19 protein-coding genes are annotated in these 17,562 nt (G+C 67.4%); 7 read left to right on the top strand and 12 right to left on the bottom strand.

Going from position 1 to position 17,562, the window contains the following annotated elements:
* Positions 1–6: 6 nt before the first annotated feature.
* On the top strand, positions 7–1,554 hold the full coding sequence (locus DT074_RS12790) for an acyl-CoA carboxylase subunit beta (RefSeq protein WP_119420247.1): 1,548 nt from the start codon (positions 7–9) through the stop codon (positions 1,552–1,554).
* Positions 1,555–3,387 carry an adenylate/guanylate cyclase domain-containing protein gene (locus tag DT074_RS12795; RefSeq protein ID WP_119420248.1) on the top strand — a complete coding sequence of 611 codons (1,833 nt, stop codon included), beginning with the start codon at positions 1,555–1,557 and terminating at the stop codon, positions 3,385–3,387.
* Here the strand turns inward: DT074_RS12795 and aat are convergent.
* From aat to aroQ, 4 genes are read right to left on the bottom strand one after another with little or no spacing between them, the layout of a single operon-like run.
* On the bottom strand, positions 3,380–4,033 hold the full coding sequence (gene aat / locus DT074_RS12800; RefSeq protein WP_119420249.1) for a leucyl/phenylalanyl-tRNA--protein transferase: 654 nt from the start codon (positions 4,031–4,033) through the stop codon (positions 3,380–3,382). The genes DT074_RS12795 and aat overlap by 8 nt on opposite strands.
* A complete protein-coding gene (accC, locus tag DT074_RS12805) occupies positions 4,030–5,373 on the bottom strand; it encodes an acetyl-CoA carboxylase biotin carboxylase subunit (protein WP_119420250.1) in 1,344 nt (447 codons plus the stop codon). The genes aat and accC overlap by 4 nt, the downstream gene beginning before the upstream one ends.
* 12 nt (positions 5,374–5,385) lie before the next feature.
* Complete coding sequence (locus tag DT074_RS12810) at positions 5,386–5,856, bottom strand: acetyl-CoA carboxylase biotin carboxyl carrier protein (protein WP_119420315.1); 471 nt, start codon at positions 5,854–5,856, stop codon at positions 5,386–5,388.
* 11 nt (positions 5,857–5,867) lie between these two features.
* Positions 5,868–6,305: a type II 3-dehydroquinate dehydratase gene (gene aroQ / locus DT074_RS12815; RefSeq protein ID WP_119420251.1), complete on the bottom strand. Its 438-nt coding sequence runs from the start codon at positions 6,303–6,305 to the stop codon at positions 5,868–5,870.
* 275 nt (positions 6,306–6,580) lie between these two features.
* Here aroQ and DT074_RS12820 point away from each other — a divergent pair, with 275 nt between their 5' ends.
* Positions 6,581–7,102: a hypothetical protein gene (locus DT074_RS12820; protein ID WP_119420252.1), complete on the top strand. Its 522-nt coding sequence runs from the start codon at positions 6,581–6,583 to the stop codon at positions 7,100–7,102.
* 27 nt (positions 7,103–7,129) lie between these two features.
* Here the strand turns inward: DT074_RS12820 and DT074_RS12825 are convergent, their stop codons facing one another.
* The 4 genes from DT074_RS12825 to DT074_RS12840 all read right to left on the bottom strand — a co-directional run bounded on the left by DT074_RS12825 (position 7,130) and on the right by DT074_RS12840 (position 11,335).
* Complete coding sequence (locus DT074_RS12825) at positions 7,130–8,296, bottom strand: acyl-CoA dehydrogenase family protein (RefSeq protein ID WP_162914867.1); 1,167 nt, start codon at positions 8,294–8,296, stop codon at positions 7,130–7,132.
* Positions 8,297–8,456: 160 nt separating this feature from the next.
* Positions 8,457–8,804, bottom strand: a complete 348-nt coding sequence (locus DT074_RS12830) for a RidA family protein (protein WP_119420254.1) — start codon at positions 8,802–8,804, stop codon at positions 8,457–8,459.
* Between the two features lie 86 nt (positions 8,805–8,890).
* Positions 8,891–10,405, bottom strand: a complete 1,515-nt coding sequence (locus DT074_RS12835) for a flavin-containing monooxygenase (RefSeq protein WP_119420255.1) — start codon at positions 10,403–10,405, stop codon at positions 8,891–8,893.
* 114 nt (positions 10,406–10,519) lie between these two features.
* On the bottom strand, positions 10,520–11,335 hold the full coding sequence (locus DT074_RS12840) for an enoyl-CoA hydratase/isomerase family protein (RefSeq protein ID WP_119420256.1): 816 nt from the start codon (positions 11,333–11,335) through the stop codon (positions 10,520–10,522).
* A gap of 79 nt (positions 11,336–11,414) precedes the next feature.
* Here DT074_RS12840 and acdA point away from each other — a divergent pair, with 79 nt between their 5' ends.
* Together acdA and DT074_RS28055 are read left to right on the top strand one after the other, a co-directional pair.
* Positions 11,415–12,611 carry a 3-sulfinopropanoyl-CoA desulfinase gene (acdA, locus tag DT074_RS12845; protein ID WP_119420257.1) on the top strand — a complete coding sequence of 399 codons (1,197 nt, stop codon included), beginning with the start codon at positions 11,415–11,417 and terminating at the stop codon, positions 12,609–12,611.
* Positions 12,612–12,680: 69 nt separating this feature from the next.
* Entirely contained in the window at positions 12,681–13,244 is a 564-nt protein-coding gene (locus DT074_RS28055; protein WP_162914868.1) for a hypothetical protein, read from the top strand.
* Between the two features lie 2 nt (positions 13,245–13,246).
* Here DT074_RS28055 and denD read toward each other — a convergent pair whose 3' ends face one another.
* Positions 13,247–14,224: a D-erythronate dehydrogenase gene (denD, locus tag DT074_RS12850; protein WP_119420258.1), complete on the bottom strand. Its 978-nt coding sequence runs from the start codon at positions 14,222–14,224 to the stop codon at positions 13,247–13,249.
* 79 nt (positions 14,225–14,303) lie between these two features.
* Here denD and DT074_RS12855 point away from each other — a divergent pair, with 79 nt between their 5' ends.
* Positions 14,304–14,573, top strand: a complete 270-nt coding sequence (locus DT074_RS12855; protein WP_368744641.1) for an HU family DNA-binding protein — start codon at positions 14,304–14,306, stop codon at positions 14,571–14,573.
* An 88-nt stretch (positions 14,574–14,661) separates the two neighbouring features.
* The gene (locus DT074_RS12860; RefSeq protein ID WP_119420259.1) at positions 14,662–15,390 is read left to right on the top strand and encodes a class I SAM-dependent methyltransferase; all 729 of its coding nucleotides are present in this window, start codon (positions 14,662–14,664) and stop codon (positions 15,388–15,390) included.
* Here DT074_RS12860 and DT074_RS12865 read toward each other — a convergent pair.
* The 3 genes from DT074_RS12865 to DT074_RS12875 are packed head-to-tail and all read right to left on the bottom strand — an operon-like array spanning position 15,387 to position 17,516.
* Positions 15,387–16,253 carry a DMT family transporter gene (locus DT074_RS12865; protein ID WP_162914869.1) on the bottom strand — a complete coding sequence of 289 codons (867 nt, stop codon included), beginning with the start codon at positions 16,251–16,253 and terminating at the stop codon, positions 15,387–15,389. The genes DT074_RS12860 and DT074_RS12865 overlap by 4 nt on opposite strands.
* A 19-nt stretch (positions 16,254–16,272) precedes the next feature.
* Entirely contained in the window at positions 16,273–17,046 is a 774-nt protein-coding gene (locus tag DT074_RS12870) for an alpha/beta fold hydrolase (protein WP_368744642.1), read from the bottom strand.
* Entirely contained in the window at positions 17,043–17,516 is a 474-nt protein-coding gene (locus DT074_RS12875; protein ID WP_119420262.1) for a flavodoxin domain-containing protein, read from the bottom strand. The genes DT074_RS12870 and DT074_RS12875 overlap by 4 nt, the downstream gene beginning before the upstream one ends.
* Between the last annotated feature and the right edge of the window lie 46 nt (positions 17,517–17,562).

The raw sequence follows: 17,562 nt of genomic DNA on the forward strand, positions 1-17,562 counted from the left end.
GCGCCTATGAGCTGGGAAGCCGAGATCGAGGAACTGCGCCGCCGCGAGGCGATGGCCTACCGGATGGGCGGCGAGGACAAGATCAAGCGCCAGCATGACGGCGGCAAGCTCACCGTCCGCGAGCGGATCGAGGCGCTGCTCGACAAGGGATCGTTCCGCGAGGTGGGTGCCATCGCCGGGCGCGGCAACTACGACGGTTCCAACGAATTCGTCGAGCTCTCGCCGAGCAACTTCGTTTTCGGCCGCGGCAAAATCGACGGCCGTCACGTGGTGGTGGGCGGCGACGACTTCACCGTGCGGGGCGGTGCCGCCGATGCTTCGATCTGGGCCAAGCAGGTGCAATCGGAGCAGATGGCGAACGAGCTGCGCCTGCCGATCGTCCGGCTGGTCGACGGCACCGGCGGCGGCGGCTCGGTGAAGTCGCTGGAGATCGACGGCCGCACCTACGTCCCGGCCAATCCGGGCTGGGAATGGGTGGTCGCCAATATGGGCACGGTGCCGGTGGTGGCGCTGGCGCTCGGCTCCGTCGCCGGGCTCGGCGCCGCCCGCGCGGTGACCAGCCACTATTCGTTGATGGTCAAGGGCATCAGCCAGATGTTCATCGCCGGGCCGCCGGTGGTCGCCCGCATCGGCGAGGACCTGACCAAGGAGGAGCTCGGCGGCGCCGATATTCATACGCGGAATGGCGCCGTCGACGATGCGGTGGAGAGCGAGGCGGAAGCCTTCGAGCGCACACGGCGCTTCCTCTCCTACCTGCCGTCCTCGGTCTACGGCCTGCCGCCGCGCGGTGCGCCGGCGGCTGACCCGGACCGGCGCGACGAATGGCTTATCGAGGCGGTGCCGAAGGACCGGCGCAAGGTCTACGACATGCGCAAGATCCTGCGCTCGATCTTCGACCAGGACAGTTTCTTCGAGATCGGCAGGATGTCAGGCCGTTCGGTGATCGCGGGCCTGGCGCGGCTGGACGGCTGGCCGGTCGCCGTTCTGGCGAGCGACCCGCGGGTCTATGGCGGCGGCTGGACCGCCGATGCCTCGCTGAAGGTGACGCGCTTCGTCGACATGGCGGAGACCTTCCACCTGCCGGTCGTGCATCTCGTCGACATCCCGGGCTTCGTGATCGGCCTGGAAGCGGAGCGGACGGCGACCATCCGGCACGGCGCCCGCGCGCTGGCGGCGGTCTATCAGGCGACGGTGCCGTGGTGCTCGATCGTGGTGCGCAAGGCCTTCGGCGTCGCCGGCGCCGCGCATATGAATGCCAAGCGGTTCAAGTACCGCTACGCCTGGCCGTCCGGCGATTGGGGCTCGCTGCCCATCGAAGGCGGGGTCGAGGCCGCCTACCGCGCCGAGATCGCCGCCGCATCCGATCCCGCCGCCCATCGCGCCGCGATCGAGGAGAGGTTGAACCAGTACCGCTCGCCGTTCCGCACCGCCGAGGCATTCCTGATCGAGCAGATCATCGATCCGCGCGAGACCCGGCCGCTGCTCTGCGAATTTGCTGCCATCGCTGCGCCGCTGCGGGAAGCTGGTCCCCGCAGCTTCCACATGCGGCCGTGAATGGCTGACACCACGGCGGCGCCAAGCGGGCCCCCCGAGCTCGACACGCCTCTCGTCGCCAAGCGTCGCGTATCGATCGTGTCGCTGCTCGGCTTCGGGGCCGGCGCGATGGCCTTGCTCGGGCTGGTTGCCATCGGCATGGCGATCTTTGGCGGGATCGATGCCAGCGTGCGACTGCTGCGCCAACACAGCCTCGCCACGGTCGACACCCTGATTGCCCGGGTGTCGCTGCATCTGCGGCCGGCCGAGGATGTGATCGCCTTCCTTGGCGACCGTATTGCAGAAGGCGATCTCGACCCTGCCGACACAGCCCGTCTGTCCGCCGCCTTCGTCGGCGCGCTGGCGGCGGCACCGCAGATCGACGGCATATCCTACATGCCCTCGAGCAAGCTCTCGCTCGCCGTCGTGCGTCAGGACAGCGAGCTCAGGCTGAAGCGCGTCGACATGCGCACGGTGCCCGGGGCGGAAGAGGAGTTCATCAACACGGTGTCCCAGGACGGCCTGTTCTGGGGCGACCTGATCTACAGCCCGCTGCTGAACGAGCCGGTGCTGAACGTCCGCCAGCGGGTCGGGACCGGCGCCGCGCTGGCGGCGGTCGTGTCGCTCGGCGAGCTGTCGCGGCTGGTCGCCAATTTCGGCGACGGGCCCGGCCAGCGCGCCTTTATCCTGGTCAATCACGACCAGGTACTGGCGCATCCCGCCCTGGTGGACCGCTGGCATGAATACGTGGTGCAGCAGCGCCTGCCCACCATCGCGGAAGTGGGCGATCCGGTCCTTGCCGCGATGTGGGGGCCGCGGGCGCGCTCGTGGATCTCGGCCAAGGTACTGGCCGGCGGGCTTGGCCATCGCGTCAGCGTGGACGGGGTGGAGTACATCTTCATCTATCGCGAGTTTCTCGGCTTCGGGCCGCAGACCTGGGTCGTCGGCCAGTACCTCCCACTGACCGATATCCTGCCGCTGACCCGGGGCATCGCCTTTGGCGGGCTCGCCGCCATCGTGCTGCTGCTGGCCGCCGGCGTGTTCGCCTGGCGCATCGGCCGCTGGATCGGACGCCCCGTGGCCGGGCTTGCGGAAGCCGCGCATCAGATCCGCAGCCTCGACTTCGAGGGGCCGGACTTGCCCCGCAGTGTGCTCCGCGAGATCGACGCGGCGGCGACGGCGTTCAATGCCAGCCGCCAGGCGCTGCGCTGGTTCAGTCTCTACGTGCCGCGTCGCCTGGTCACCCGTCTGCTGGCCGAGGGCGAGGCGACCATGGTATCGCGCCGGCGACAGGTGACGGTGATGTTCACCGACATCGTCGGCTTCACCCCGATGGCCGAGCAGCTTGGCGAGAAGGAGACGGCCGAGTTGCTGAACGAGCACTTCGCGCTGCTCGCGCGCTTCATCGAGGCCGAAGGTGGCGTGATCGACAAGTTCATGGGCGACGCGGTCATGGCGACCTGGGGCGCGATCAAGCGTACCGAGGAGCATGCCGCCCAGGCATGCCGCGCCGCGCAGGGCATCGCCAAGGCGGTCGTCGAGCAGAATGCGAAGCGCATGGCGGAGGGGTTGCCGCCAATTCGTGTCCGAGTCGGGCTGCATTCGGGGCCGGTCGTGGTCGGCAATATCGGATCGCCCGGCCGCATCAATTTCACCGTGGTGGGCGACACGGTGAACGCCGCACAACGCCTCGAAGTGCTCGGCAAGCTGTTCCTCAAGGAGGACGAGCAGGTGGTGGTGCTCTGCTCCGAGGCCACGCATCGCGCCGCGGGCGAGGCGGCGACGGGTGAGCCGGTCGGCGAGCATCACCTGACCGGTCGCGAGGGCACGGTTCAGGTCTGGCGGCTCAGGTAAGTGCGTCGAGCACCGCGTCCGGCGGCCAGTCCGCGGGCGCGGCGTGGAAATTGCCGCGCACCTTCAGCGCGGCGGCCAACTGGCGCCGATAGGCAAGGCGCGGAACCTCCACGGTGCCGAACTGGGCCAGATGCTCGGTCTGGAACTGGCAGTCGAGCAGCGCATAGCCGCCGATGCGGAGCCGGGCGACCAAGTGGACCAGGGCCACCTTGGAGGCGTCGGTCACCCGGCTGAACATGCTCTCGCCGAAGAAGGCGCCGCCGATGGAAACGCCGTAGAGCCCGCCGACCAGCCGCCCGTCCAGCCGCGTCTCCACGGAATGGGCATGGCCCATGCGGTTAAGCTCGGTATAGAGCTCGATGATTCTGTCGCTGATCCAGGTGGACTTGCGGTCCTCCGCCTCGTCGGCGCAGGCCTCCATCGTGCCGCGGAAATCGTGGTCGACGGTGACCTGCAACCTGTTCTGTTTCACCGTGCGACGCAGTCGCCTCGGCTGGTGAAAGCCGTCCAGCGGCAACACGCCGCGCCGGATCGGGTCGAACCATTCGAGCTGGGGATCCGTCCGGCTGTGCGCCATCGGGAAGATGCCGTGCATATAGGCGCGCAGCACGATCTCGGGCGTGACGGGGAGGAAGGTGTCGCTCATCCCTTGTTGGCGATGAACTCCTCGAGCCAGTGGATGTCGTAGGCGCCGTTGACGAAATCCGGCTGCTGCAACAGCGCGAGGTGCAGCGGGATATTGGTCTCGATGCCGCCGATAGCGTACTCGCCGAGCGCACGTTTCAGCCGCATCAGGCATTCGTTGCGCGTCTGTCCGGTGACGATCAGCTTGGCGATCAGGCTGTCGTAATAGGGTGGTACCACGCAGCCGGCATAGAGCGCGCTGTCGACCCGGATGCCGAGCCCGCCCGGCGCGTGGTACTCGACCACCTTGCCCGGCGACGGCGCGAAGCTGACCGGGTTCTCGGCATTGATGCGGCATTCGATGGCATGGCCCTCGATCCGCACTTCCTCCTGCTTGAAGCTGAGCGGCGCGCCCTGGGCGATGCGGATTTGCTCGCGCACGATGTCGATGCCGGTGACCGCCTCCGTCACCGGATGCTCCACCTGCAGACGGGTGTTCATCTCGATGAAGTAGAACTTGCCGTCCTCGTAGAGGAACTCGATGGTGCCGGCGCCGAGATAGCCGAGTTCCTTCAGCGCGTCGGTGACGGTCTTGCCGATCTGCTGCCGCTGCATCGCGTTGAGCGCGGGCGAGGGCGCCTCCTCCAGCACCTTCTGGTGCCGCCGCTGCAGCGAGCAGTCCCGTTCGCCGAGATGCACGACATTGCCGTGGCTGTCGGCCATCACCTGCACTTCGATATGGCGCGGCCGGGTCAGGTACTTCTCGATATAGACAGCGTCGTTGCCGAAGGCGTTGCGCGCTTCCGAGCGGGCCTGCGAAAGCGCCTGCGGCAGCTCGGCGGAGGAGCGCACCACCTTCATGCCGCGGCCGCCGCCACCGGCCGAGGCCTTGATCAGCACCGGATAGCCCATCGCCTCGGCAATGCGGCGCGCGTCGTCGTCGCTGGTGATGCCGCCGTCGGAACCGGGGACGACGGGAATACCGACCCGGCGGGCCGCTGCCTTGGCCTCGATCTTGTCGCCCATCAGGCGGATCTGCGCTGGCCGCGGTCCGATGAAGACGATGTCATGCGCTTCGACGATCTCGGCGAAACGGGCGTTCTCGGACAGGAAGCCGTAGCCTGGATGGATCGCGTCGGCCCCGGTGATCTCGGCCGCGGCGATGATCGAGGGAATATTGAGATAGCTGTCGCCGGGCGGCGGCGGGCCGATGCAGACGCTCTCGTCGGCGAGGCGGACATGCATGGCATTGGCATCGGCGGTCGAGTGCACGGCCACCGTGGAGATGCCCATCTCGCGGCAGGCGCGCAGGATGCGGAGCGCCACCTCGCCGCGGTTCGCGATCAGGACCTTTTCGAACACCGGGCGGCCCGGCTATTCGATCAGCATGAGAACCTGGCCGAACTCCACCGGCGTCTGGTTCTCGACCAGGATGCGGGTCACCCGGCCGGCGCGATGCGCGGGGATGGCGTTCATCGTCTTCATCGCTTCGACGATCATCACCGTCTGGCCCTCGCGCACATTGTCGCCGACCTGGACGAAGGAGGCGGCGCCCGGCTCCGGCGCCACGTAGGCGGTGCCGACCATCGGCGATTTCAGCGCGCCCGGCAGTTTGGCGAGGTCCTCGTCCCCCGCAGGCGCCGCCGCGATCGCCGACGGCATTGCGGTGAGCGACGGCGCGACGGCGACGGTGGCTCCCGGTACGCCACGCGCCACGCGGATGCGCACCGTGCCGTCGGACCATTCGATCTCCGACAGGTTGGTCTCGGCGAGGAGCTCGGCGAGCTCGCGGATCGCTTCCTTGTCGAGCTTGGATTTCGGCAATCCGTTCTCCTGTTTTGTCATGCCCTGCTTCGTCATCCGACCAGATCGGCCATCGCCTCGAGCGCGAGCGCATAGCCCTTGGGGCCGAGCCCGCAGATCACCCCGCGCGCGGCGAGCGAGACATAGGAATGATGGCGAAACTGGTCGCGCCGGAAGATGTTGGAAATATGCACCTCGATCACCGGCTTGTCGCAGGCGAGCAGCGCATCCATCAGCGCGACGGACGTATGCGAATAGCCGCCGGCGTTGACGATCAGCCCATCGGCCTTGGCGCGCGCCTCCTGCACCCAGGTGATCAGCTCGCCTTCAGCGTTCGACTGCCGGAAATCGACCTCGAGCCCGAGCGCCTTGCCGCGCGCCTGGCAGAGCTGCTCCACATCGGCGAGCGTCTCACGGCCATAGATCTCCGGCTGGCGCAGGCCCAGCATGTTCAGATTGGGGCCGTTCAGGATCAGGACGGTCTTCGCCATCGCGCGATTCGGGCCTCACGAAAGAGGGGCCTTATATCGGGTTGGGCCAGGGCGGGAAAGCCGAGGGTGCCGAGCGCCGGTACGATCGACCCGACTTCGCCCCGGCGCCGGCGAGGCAGCGATCGAGTTGACGCAATCCCGCGACGGAACTCCCGCTTCGTGCAAATCCCACGCTGCGCGCCGATGCGGGCCCGAAGTGAACTTTGCTCGAGCGATTTATTAAATCCCGGCCGGCGATGCTCACGTCCGACCATTCTTGTCCCTGGAGATCCGTCGTGCCGTGGAAGCTGCATCGATTTGTCATTCTCGTCGCCTTCGGATTGGCGGCCGTCTTGCTGCCGCTCTCGACGCAGGCACAGACCTATAAGCCGCTGATGCCGTTGCTCGTCGACATTCCGCAATGGGAAGCGGAAGCGCCGGAAGGCATGACCATGGCCTCCGATGGCCAGGAAATCGTCTGGGCCGCACGGAATTACCGGAAAGGCGATGCGGAGATCTCGGTGATTCTCGGCGTCGGCCATCCCATGGCGAGCCAGGCCGAAGCCATGGGGCAGGGCGGCAAGATGCAGTATCAGGCCGGAGGTGTGGTGTACGAGACCGCGACCGTGAAGGGCTTTCCGGTGGTGCGCTTCTACAGCAAGGACGAAAAGACAGGCTTTCTGCTGGTGGCGCTGAACTCGGGCGCCTTGCCGGCCTCGCTCATCGTGCAGTTCTCCGAGCTCGATTCCGCCGAAGGCTTCGCCATCGCGGAGCGCTTCGACTGGTCGAAGATGCAGAAGGCGGTGGCGAGGAAGTAGCTCCCGCCGCCCGCCTCCGCACGGCGATCACACTCGGAAGGTCAGCTTGTCGAAGCCGCCGCGAACGCGGCCGACGATCTCGAAGCTGTCGGCATTCGCCGCGACGTGGTGGGTGAGGCAGCTCGCATCGCGATAAACGCGCTGCAGCGCGCCGGCGCGGCGGATCGCCCCCGCGCCGGCTGCGTCGTAGGCGGCGCGCACGATGCGCTCGCATTGATGCACGGCGGTCACCGCGGCAAGCCGCGCCCTGAGCCGCAGATCCTGGCTCAGCGCCTCCTCGCAACAGGCGATGTCCCACACTTCCTCGAGCACCGTCTCGAGCCCGGCCTGCACGGCGAGGAGCAGGCCCTCGGCCTCCTCCAGCGTGTGCAGCACGGCCGCCTTGGTCAGCAGCGGCTGGCGGGAATAGATGTCGAGCTTAGGGCCCAGCTCCTGGCGCACCTCGTCCAGCGCTCGCCGCGCGAGGCCGAGCTGCGTGCCGGCCGCGCAGAGCGTGATGAACCAGGTCCCGGAGACGAAGATGCCGGTCGGCCGCCGGCTGTTCGGCGTGCAATCGGGCCAGGTGAAGGTGTGGCTCCAGGGCACGAAGACGTCGTCGAAGACGATGTCGTGGCTGCCGGTGCCGGCGAGGCCGACCGGATCCCAGACCTCGTCGATCCGGACCTGCTCGCGCCGGGCCAAGGCCACGACGAAGCGCGCCGCCGCCTCGCCATCGGTCGCGGCCAGCCGCAGCATGCCGCCGAGATGGGTCGCGGCGGTGCAGCCGGTGCCGAAGCCCCAGCGCCCGCTGATGATGAGCCCGCCCGCCACCTCGCGCGCCTTGACCTTGCCCTGGTTGCTCCAGGCCGCGCTCGCCATCGGATCGGCGAGGAACTCCCCCAGCAGGCCCTCGTTCGCAAGATTGGCAATCAGCGCGCTGCAGGCCGCGCCATGCGCCACCGTCCAGCCGGTGGACGCATCGGCATAGGCGAGCGTCGTGATGACGCGGAGCCACTCGTTGGGCGGCGCGCCGAGGCCACCCTGTTCGCGGGCGACCAGAAGGCGATAGAGGCCGGCGGCCTTGAGGCGGTCGACATAGTCGAAGGCGATGCGACGCGCGCCTTCGAACTCTTCCGCGCGGCTCCTCGCCTCTTCCGCCAGGGCAGGCAGGGCGCCGCGCAGCACGCTGTGCAGGCTGCCGGGATGGGTGTTCATCGGGTGCTCCTCGGACCGGGATTGGCCGTGTCGCGAGCAGTCATCCGGATGCCGTACTTTGCCGCCAGTCCGTATTCCGAACCGGCGCAGCCCGGCGGAGCCGAGAAAAAGGGCAGGGCCGGCATCGGCCGGCCCTGCTGTTGATCCGGAAAAGTGACGCTTACTTCGCTGCCTGCACCATGATCTCCACCTTGAGGCCCGGCGCGGCGAGCTTGGCCTCCACGGTGGCGCGGGCCGGGGTGTTGCCGGGCGACACCCAGGCATCCCACACCTCGTTCATCTGGCTCCAGGTCGAAATGTCGGTCAGCCAGATATTGGCGGAAAGCACCTTCGACTTGTCGGTGCCGGCCTCGGCCAGGAACTTGTCGATCTTGTCGAGGATCTGCTTGGTTTGGCCCTTCACATCGGCCTTGCTGTCGTCGGCGGTCAGGCCGGCGAGATAGACGGTGTCGCCATGGACGACGGCGCTCGACATGCGGGGGCCGGCATTGATGCGCTTGATGCTCACGTTCGCTCTCCTTGTGGAAACGCAAAGGCGCGCGAGTTTAGCGTCTCGCGCGCCTTCGTCGAACCGCGTTTCCGCCGGCCGGTGCCTCAGCTGTAGGCGAAGGCCTTATCGTCGAGGTCGATGGCGGGAAACTCGTCCTTCTCGGCCCAGTAATCCTGGTTGTGCTGCCATTCCGGTTTGTCGCCGCGCTTGGGCAACAGGTGCATGGCGCGCATCACGTAGTTCGGATTGAAGTTTTCCGTGTCGATCCAAGGCAGCAGCGGCATGTTGCTGTCCTGCGGGCGGAGCTTGACCTCCACCTGCTTGGCGCCCTTCGCATCCATGTGCTTAAGGAGGCGGCAGACGAAATCGCCGACCAAGTCGGCCCGCAAGGTCCAGCTCGCCCGGAAATAGCCGAACACCCAGGCCATGTTGGGCACGCCGGTGAACATCATGCCGCGATAGGTGACCGTCTCGGCGAAATCGAGCGGCTTGCCGTCGATCTCGAAGGCGATATCGCCCAGCACGTTCATGTTGAAGCCGGTGGCCGTCACGATGATGTCGGCTTCGAGCTCGTCGCCGGACTTCAGCAGGATGCCGTTCGGCGTGAAGCGCTCGATCTCGTCGGTCACCACGCTCGCCTTGCCGCTGCGCACCGCGCGGAACAGGTCGCCGTCGGGCACGAAGGCGATGCGTTGGCGCCAGGGCCGGTAGCTCGGCGTGAAATGCTTGTCGATGTCGAAATCGGGCCCGAGGAAGGCGCGCACGCCGCCGAGCAGCTCCTGTTTCACCTTGTCCGGTTCCTCGAACGAGCGGCGGGTGAAGTTGGCCTGGTCGAACAGGATCTTGCGGCGGGTAATCTCGTGGATCCAGCTCTCGTCGACCTGCAGGGCGCGCAGCTCCTCGGCGATCTGGATGGCATTGCGGCCGGGGATGAAATAGGTCGGCGAGCGCTGCAGCATGGTGACATGGTCGACATCCTCGGCGATGGCCGGGATCACCGTCGCCGCGGTGGCGCCGGAGCCGATCACGACGACCTTCTTGCCCTGATAGGCGAGGTTCTCGGGCCAGGTCTGCGGATGCACGATGGTGCCCTTGAACTCGGCCATGCCCGGCCATTCCGGCGTGTGGCCCTCCGAATGCCGGTAATAGCCCTGGCACATCCAGAGGAAGTCCGCGGTGAAGCTGAGCCGTTCGCCGGTATCGGCGCGGGTCGCCTCGATCGTCCAGCGCTTCGCCTCGCTCGACCAGCGCGCCGCGTCGATGCGGTGGCGATAGCGGATGTGACGGCCGATATCGTTCTCCTCGATCACCTCGTTCATGTAGCTCTTGATTTCGGCCGCCGTCGCGATCGGCTTGCCGGTCCAGGGCTTGAAGCGATAGCCGAAGGTGTGCAGGTCGCTGTCGGAGCGGATGCCGGGATAGCGGTGGGTCGCCCAGGTGCCGCCGAACGTGTCCTGCACTTCCAGCATGACGTAGCGCTTGTCCGGGCATTGCGTGGTCAGGTGATAGGCGGCGCCGACGCCGGAAATGCCGGCGCCGACGATCAGGACATCGAAATGCCCGGCGGCCTGGCTTGATTCGGCGAGGGCAGTCCTGGAAATCGCGACGGACTCGTTCATCGGTCACCTGCAATGGGCATCTTCTGGGCCGCTGGCGGCGGCTTGCGTTCACTCCCGGCCCGCAACTCTCGGGCCGGCCTCCTTTACAGCCTTGACATCGATCAAGGAAGCCGGTCAGTCGCGGAACCGGGCGTCGCGCCAGGCGATCGCTGCCTTGAGGCCCTGTTCCTTGCGCAGGCGGGCAAATTCCTGCTTTTCCGGGCTGGTGCCCGCGTTGAGCAGGACGTCGATATCGAGACTGGTGCGCATCGCGGTCGAGAAGCCCATCGCTTCGTAGGAGGCGTTGACGGCGCGCTTGGTCAGGCGGACCGAGCGCTCCGCCGCCCGCGCCATCTGGCGGGCGATCGACAGGCCCTTGGCCAGGGCCTGATCGGCCGGGACGACGTGGTTGACGATGCCCATGCGCAGCGCGTCGGCGGCGTCGATCTTGTCGTCGCCGGTGAGCAGCAGCTCCTTCGCCTGTTTCGGGCCGGTGATCCAGGGCAGCAGCATGGCGACGATGCCGGTGCCGAAGCGCACCTCGGGCTCGCCGAAGCGGGTGCCCTCGGCCGCCACCGTCACGTCGCAGGCCAACATCAGCTCGAAGGCGCCGGCGAGGCAGAAGCCGTGCACCACCGCGATTGTAGGTTTGGGGGAGTGCCAGAACTGCATGATGAAATCGAACTGCAGCTGCATCTGTCGCTCCCAGTCCGACACGTCCTCCATCTTGCGCTCGGCCGAGGCCTTGAGGTCGAAGCCGGCGGAGAAGGCGCGGCCGGCGCCGCGCACCAGGATGACGCGCACCGCGTCGTCGGCATTCAGCGCCGCGACGGCCTTGAGCGTCTCCTGCATCGCCTCGTTGTGGAAGGCGTTCAACACCTGCGGGCGGTTGAAGGTGAGGATGGCAACCGCGTCGTCGCGCTCCACCTGGATGAACTGGTACTCGGCCATTTTGGGCTTCCTCCGTTCCCGGCAGCTTGCCAGGAAGCGCCTCCCGCGCAATGGTCAAGCCTTGCCGTGGAGGAAACCGATGTCGATCGGCCTGTCGAAAGAAGAACTGGCGCTGCGCGACAAGGCGCGGGAGTTCTCCCAAGGCGTCGTGCGCCCGCGCGCGGCGGAGATCGACAAGGCCCGAGAATATCCCTGGGATATCGTCAAGCAGCTCTCCGAAGCCGGCTTCACCGGCATGACGGTGCCGAAGCAGTGGGGTGGGCAGGGGCGGAGCTTCCTCGACGCCGCGCTGGTGATCGAGGAGATGGCGAAGAGCTGCACCGTCTCGGGCCGCATCGTGGTCGAGTGCAATATGGGCGCGATTTCGGCGGTGATGGCCTATGGCACCGAGGCGCAGAAGAAGCTCGCCGCCGACCTCGTGCTGGCCGGCGACAAGCCCGCCATCTGCATCACCGAGCCGGAAGCCGGCAGCGACGCCATGGCGATGACAACCGAGGCGCGCCAGCGCGGCAACGGCTATGTCATCAACGGCCGCAAGCACTGGATCACCGGCGCCGGCATCTCAAAGCTCCACCTGATCTTCGCCCGCGTCTACGACGCGATGGGCGAGTTCCAGGGCATCGGCGGCTTCCTGCATGTGAAGGACAGCCGGCCGGGGCTTCGCGTTTCCAAGCGCGAGCCGACCATGGGCCTCTGCGGCATGCCGGAGGGCGAGCTCGTCTTCGAGGATCTGGAGATCCCGGGCGACATGGTGCTGCTGCCGCCGTCCGGCTTCAAGCGCGGCTTCGCCGACCTGATCAACGCCTATAACAGCCAGCGCGTCGGCGCCGGCACGGTGGCGATGGGCATCGCCGCCGGCGCGCTCGACCATGCCGTGGCTTTCGCCAAGGAGCGCGAGCAGTTCGGCCGGCCGATCGCCGAGTTCCAGGGCCTGCAATGGATGCTGGCCGATATGGACGTGGCCCTCACCGCCTCGCGCCTGATGCTGCACGCCGCGGCGCGCTCGCGCGGGCCGGGCGGCAGCCCGTTCCCCGATCCGGCGCTGGCGGCGCAGGCGAAGATCATCGCCTCCGAAGCGGCGATCAAGATCGTCAACGACGCGCTGCAGATCTTCGGCGCCCGCGGCTATTCCCGCGACTACCCGCTCGAGCGCATGGCCCGCGACGTCCGCATGTTCACCATCGCCGGCGGCACGGCGCAGGTGCTGCGGACGCTCGTGGCTTCGAAGCTGCTGGGCCAGAAGCTGCCGCAGCATCGCGGCGGGTACGGAGACTAAACTGCTACTTCAGGGCTTCTTGCTCCGGCTAAGAGCGCACATGGCCCGCCACGTGTTCCGAGAATCCGAATGCACAAGACATGCGACGCGACGACCATAGATGTGCTCCGCCGCATCGTTGGGATGAATGTGCGAAGGGTCTATGCCCGAAGGTACCCAGGGTATCCGGCTTACAGCGAGCTAGTCGTTTTGTTTGCCGGCGAACTCCAGGCTCGCATTGACCTCGATTGCGTTGCTGTTGCACCAAAGTTCGAAGTTTGTGTCGCCCGCCTTCGTCTTGCCGAGTTACCCGATTCAATGGATGAGTGGGATAAGTTTGAGTTCGGTGATTTCATTGTCGCCGGCGTCTCTGTGCTGCGCCGGCAGGAATGGATAGGCGAGTCATCGAAGGGCGTGAAAGGACCAGTCGGCTCGCATCCGCTGTCGCAGACCTTTGCGACTTTGGACGAAGAAGGCGGTTCGGGACCAGCGTTGGTTGATTGTGGTGTGTGTTTGAGAAGTTCACGTGGTGCTGAGCTAATTGCGGAGGCCGATACATTCCCTCTCGTGTTGCAGCTCCGCTATCTGGTTGTGCCGTCACCGCTTCCAGATAGCACCAGGATACCGATCAACGAGCATCAATTCCCTCAATAGGATTACCCCGTCGTCAGCTCATCCTCGATGAACTCCCGGATCATGGTGTCGACGTCGGGCTGCACTTCCATGCCGAGCTTGGCAGCCTTGTCGGAGCGGGTGGCCTTGGGCCAGCCGTCGACGATGCGTTGGATGTCGGGGTCGTGCTGCCAGATCACGCGGCCGAGCTTGCGGTTGCCGGCGTTGCGGTGCAGCGCCTTCTCCATCTCGCCCGCCGTCACCGGGATGCCGGTGAGCAGGGTCGAGCGGTGCGAGCCCAACGCCTCCGCCGCCACTTCGTGCACGCGGATCAGGTTCTCGACGCAGCGGCGTGGACCCAAACACGCCATCGGCGTCTCCGGCGTCACCGGGCAGATCGCGTCCTCGCCCTGCAGCGGCTCGCGCATGATCGAGCTGGCCCAGGTCGAGGCCGCCTTGTTCGGCTTGCCGGGGCGGATGGTGATCGTCGGCAACCTGACCGAACGGCCGTCGATGAAGCCCTTGCGGCTGTAATCGTTGACCAGCGCCTCGCCGATCGCCTTCTGGGTGCCGTAGGAGGTCTCCGGGCGCTGCGGCGTCTCGTCGGTCACCACGTCGGGCAGGCCGCCGCCATAGGTGGCGATGGAGGAGGTGAAGACGAGGCGTGGCTTCGCTGACGTGGCGCGCGCGGCTTCCAGCACATTGCGCGTGCCGTCGAGGTTGACGCGATAGCCGAGATCGAAATCCGCCTCCGCGCCGGCGCTGACCACGGAGGCGAGATGGAAGATCGAGGCGGTGGCGGGCGTGATCAGGTTCGCGATCTGCTTCGCATCGGCGACGTCGCCGGGGATGCCGCGCACGCGGCGATCGGCGATCGGCCGCGGCGTCACCTGGTCGAACAGGATGAGCTCGCCGATCTCCGTCTGCCGGCCGTCCGGCCCGGCCAGCGTGCCCTTGTCGAGCAGGCGCCGCGCCAGCTTCTGGCCCAGGAACCCGCCGCCGCCCGTGATCACCACCCGCATGTTAACCTCTCCCGCCTTGCACGACCTGGCCGCATCGGCCATACATCTGGTGTTTCTGTCAACCTAGGAGCACTAGATCGTGTCTGCTCGTGATGTTCTCGCGGCGGTTATCGAGAAAGAGACCGGCTGCACCAAGACTGCCGCGAAAGCCACCATTGGTTCTTTGTTCGAGACAATCGTGAAGTCGACCAAGAAGGAGGGCAAGATTTCCCTGCCCGGCTTTGGCACCTTCGCGGTCGTGAAGCGCGCATCGCGCAAGGGCATCAACCCGAAAACCGGGGCCAAGATCACCATCAAGGCGCGCAAGTCGCTGCGCTTCAAGCCGGCGGCGACCCTGCGCGATCTCTGATCGGGGATCTCCAGATGGCAGGGGCCCGCGACGCCGATGGGCAGCGCGGGCCCTTCGCTTTTCGGGGCGCCGTCGCTAGAGAGAGGCGATGACGCAGAACATCTACGACGACGATGCGTTCTTCGCCGGCTACAGCCGCCTGCCGCGCTCGGTCGAGGGGCTGGACGGCGCGCCGGAATGGCCGGCTTTGCGCGCACTGCTGCCGGACCTGAGGGGCAAGCGCGTGCTCGATCTCGGCTGCGGCTTCGGCTGGTTCTGCCGCTTCGCCCGCGAACAGGGGGCGGCGGCGGTGCTCGGCCTCGACGTCTCCGACAAGATGCTGGCGCGGGCGCGCGCCGAGACGAGCGATCCCGCCGTACAATACGAGCACGCCGATCTCGACAGCGTCGCTCTGCCGGATGAGATCTTCGATCTCGCCTACAGTGCGCTCGCGCTGCACTACCTGGTGCATCTGGACCGGCTGGTCGCGAACATCGCCCGGGCGCTGACGCCGGGCGGGCGGTTCATCTTCTCGGCCGAGCATCCGCTGTTCACCGCGCCGTCGCGCCCCGGCTGGATGGAGGCGGCGGGCGGGAAGATCTGGCCGCTCGACCGCTATCTCGACGAAGGCCCGCGCGTGACCGATTGGCTGGCGCCCGGCGTGGTGAAGCAGCACCGCACCATCGCCACCTATCTGAACCTGCTGATCGGCGCCGGCTTCCGCATCGACCATGTCGAGGAATGGGGGCCGACGCCCGAGCAGATCGCGGCGCATCCGGAATGGGCGGTCGAGCGGGACCGGCCGCCTTTCCTGCTGATCGCCGCCACGCGCGCCTAGCGGCGCAACAGGACGAGCGTCGCACCGATCACCAGCGCGGCGCTGACCGCAATGGCGGGACCGACCGGCTCGCCGAACAAGGCCGCCGCCAGCAGCACGGCATAGATCGGCTCCACCGAGACGATGGCGCCGCAGACCGAAGCCGGCAGGCGACGCAGGCTGAACAGATAGAGCTGGTGCACAACGGCGGTGCCGGCGACGCCGAGGATGGCGAGCCACAGCCAGTCTGATCCGGTCGGAGGCGCCCCGGCGAAGGGCAACAAGGGCATCAGCACCGCAGCGGCTGCGGCGTATTGCGTCAGCGAGAGGCGGACCGTATCGATGCGCCGCGCCATCGCCTGGCTCGCCAACGCGAAGACGGCGAAGGTCGCGGCGGCGGCGAGCCCGGCCAGCACGCCCCAGATCGCGTCCCCGTCGATGGCGGCGCCTTCGCCCACCAGCAGGAAGATCGCGAGCACGATGGCGAGGCCGGCGGCGAGCTCCCCCAGCCGTGGCCGGCGGCGCTGCCAGAATGCCTCGATCACGATGGTGAAGAGCGGAAAGCTCGCGATGGTCAAGGTCGCCACGGCGACGCTGGCGAGCTGGACCGAGACGAAGAACAACACCCAATGGCCGGCGAGGAGGGCGCCGCTCGCCGCGATCCGGCCGAGCATCGCGGTCGGCGGGACCAGGGGGTTGCGGAGCAGTCGAGCCAGCAGCGCCAGCACCAGCACCGCGAACACGGCGCGAACCGCCACGATCCAGACCGGCGACAGCGGCAGCTTGCCGAACAGCGCGATGCTGCCGAACAGGAACGCCGCGGCGTTGGCGGCAAGGATCCCGGTCCAGCGGGAGGATGCGCCGCTCTCGGCTATCGGCACCATGGGCGGCTGGCGCGCGGCGTCAGAGCAGCGGCGCGAGGAAGCGGCCGATGGCGGCAACCACCGCTTCCGGCCGGTCCCGCTGGGGCGAGTGGCCGCTTTCCGGCAGGACCAGCGGCTCGGCGCCGCAACCCTTTCGGATGCTCTCGACCTGCTCGAGCGTGCCGTACTCGTCGTCCTCGCCCTGGATCACCAGGACCGGCACGCGGATGCCCGGAAGGAACGCTTCGATGTTCCAGGCACGGAAGGCGGGATCGAGCCAGGCGCGGTTCCAACCGAGGAAGGCGGCATCCACGTTGTCGCGGTGCCAGCGCGCGAGGCGGGCGCGCAGGTCGCCTTGCTCCCATTGCTCGCGCGCCGCCGCGATCGAGGTGACGGAAATGTCCTCGACAAAGACATGCGCCGCGAGAGTGACCACGCCTTTGAGATTCGGCGTCGCCCCGCCACCGGCATGGATCAGCGCGATCGAGCCGCCGTCGGAATGGCCGATCAGCACATGCGGGCCGATGCCGGCGGCACGAAGAAGCGCCGGCAGCACGGCGAGTGCCTCGTCGTGCATGTAGCGGAGCGGGCGGGGCAGGGCGACCGGATCGGAGGCGCCATAGCCGAAGCGGCTGTAGATCAGCGCTCCACAGCCGGTCGCGGCGGCGACGCGGTCGGGGAAGTCACGCCACATGCCGACACAGCCGAGACCTTCATGCAGGAAGACGAGCGTCGGCGCGCCGGCGCGCGCCTCGGATATGCGGCGGATCTCCAACCGGCCTTGCGGAATGTCGAGAAAGTCCGTCGCGCTCACGCCGCGACGGTAAGGGCCTTCAATGCGCCGATCCAGCCCTTGGCCCATTCCACGGCATCGTCCTCGGCGAAACTGCCGCCGCTCGCATTGTGCTCCATGCGGGCGCCGACGCGGCTGGCGCCGAGCCCGGCCAGCAAGGTGTCGAACAGCTTGCCGCCGTTGTTGTAGGTGTCCTGGTAGGTGCTGTCGCCGAGCCCGATCACGCCATAGCGGATGGCGCCTAGGTCGGGCTTCTCCGCTTGCAGCGCCTCGTACAGGTCGCGCGCATTATCCGGCACGTCGCCCTGGCCATAGGTCGAGGTGCAGATCAGGAAAACGCCGCCGCGGCCGAACACGTCCGGGCGCAGGCTGTCCATCGGCAGGATCTCGACCGGATGGCCGGCGCCGGCAAGCACGTCGCGCACGGCGTCGGCGACCAGTTCGGCATTGCCGGTCATGGTGCCGACCAGAATGGAAATAGCGACGGCCATACGCCCGCTCCTTGGAAGTCGTATGCAATATAATTCCGGCGGGACT

The organism is Desertibaculum subflavum, from assembly GCA_003576705.1.
GTDB lineage: Bacteria > Pseudomonadota > Alphaproteobacteria > Ferrovibrionales > Ferrovibrionaceae > Desertibaculum > Desertibaculum subflavum.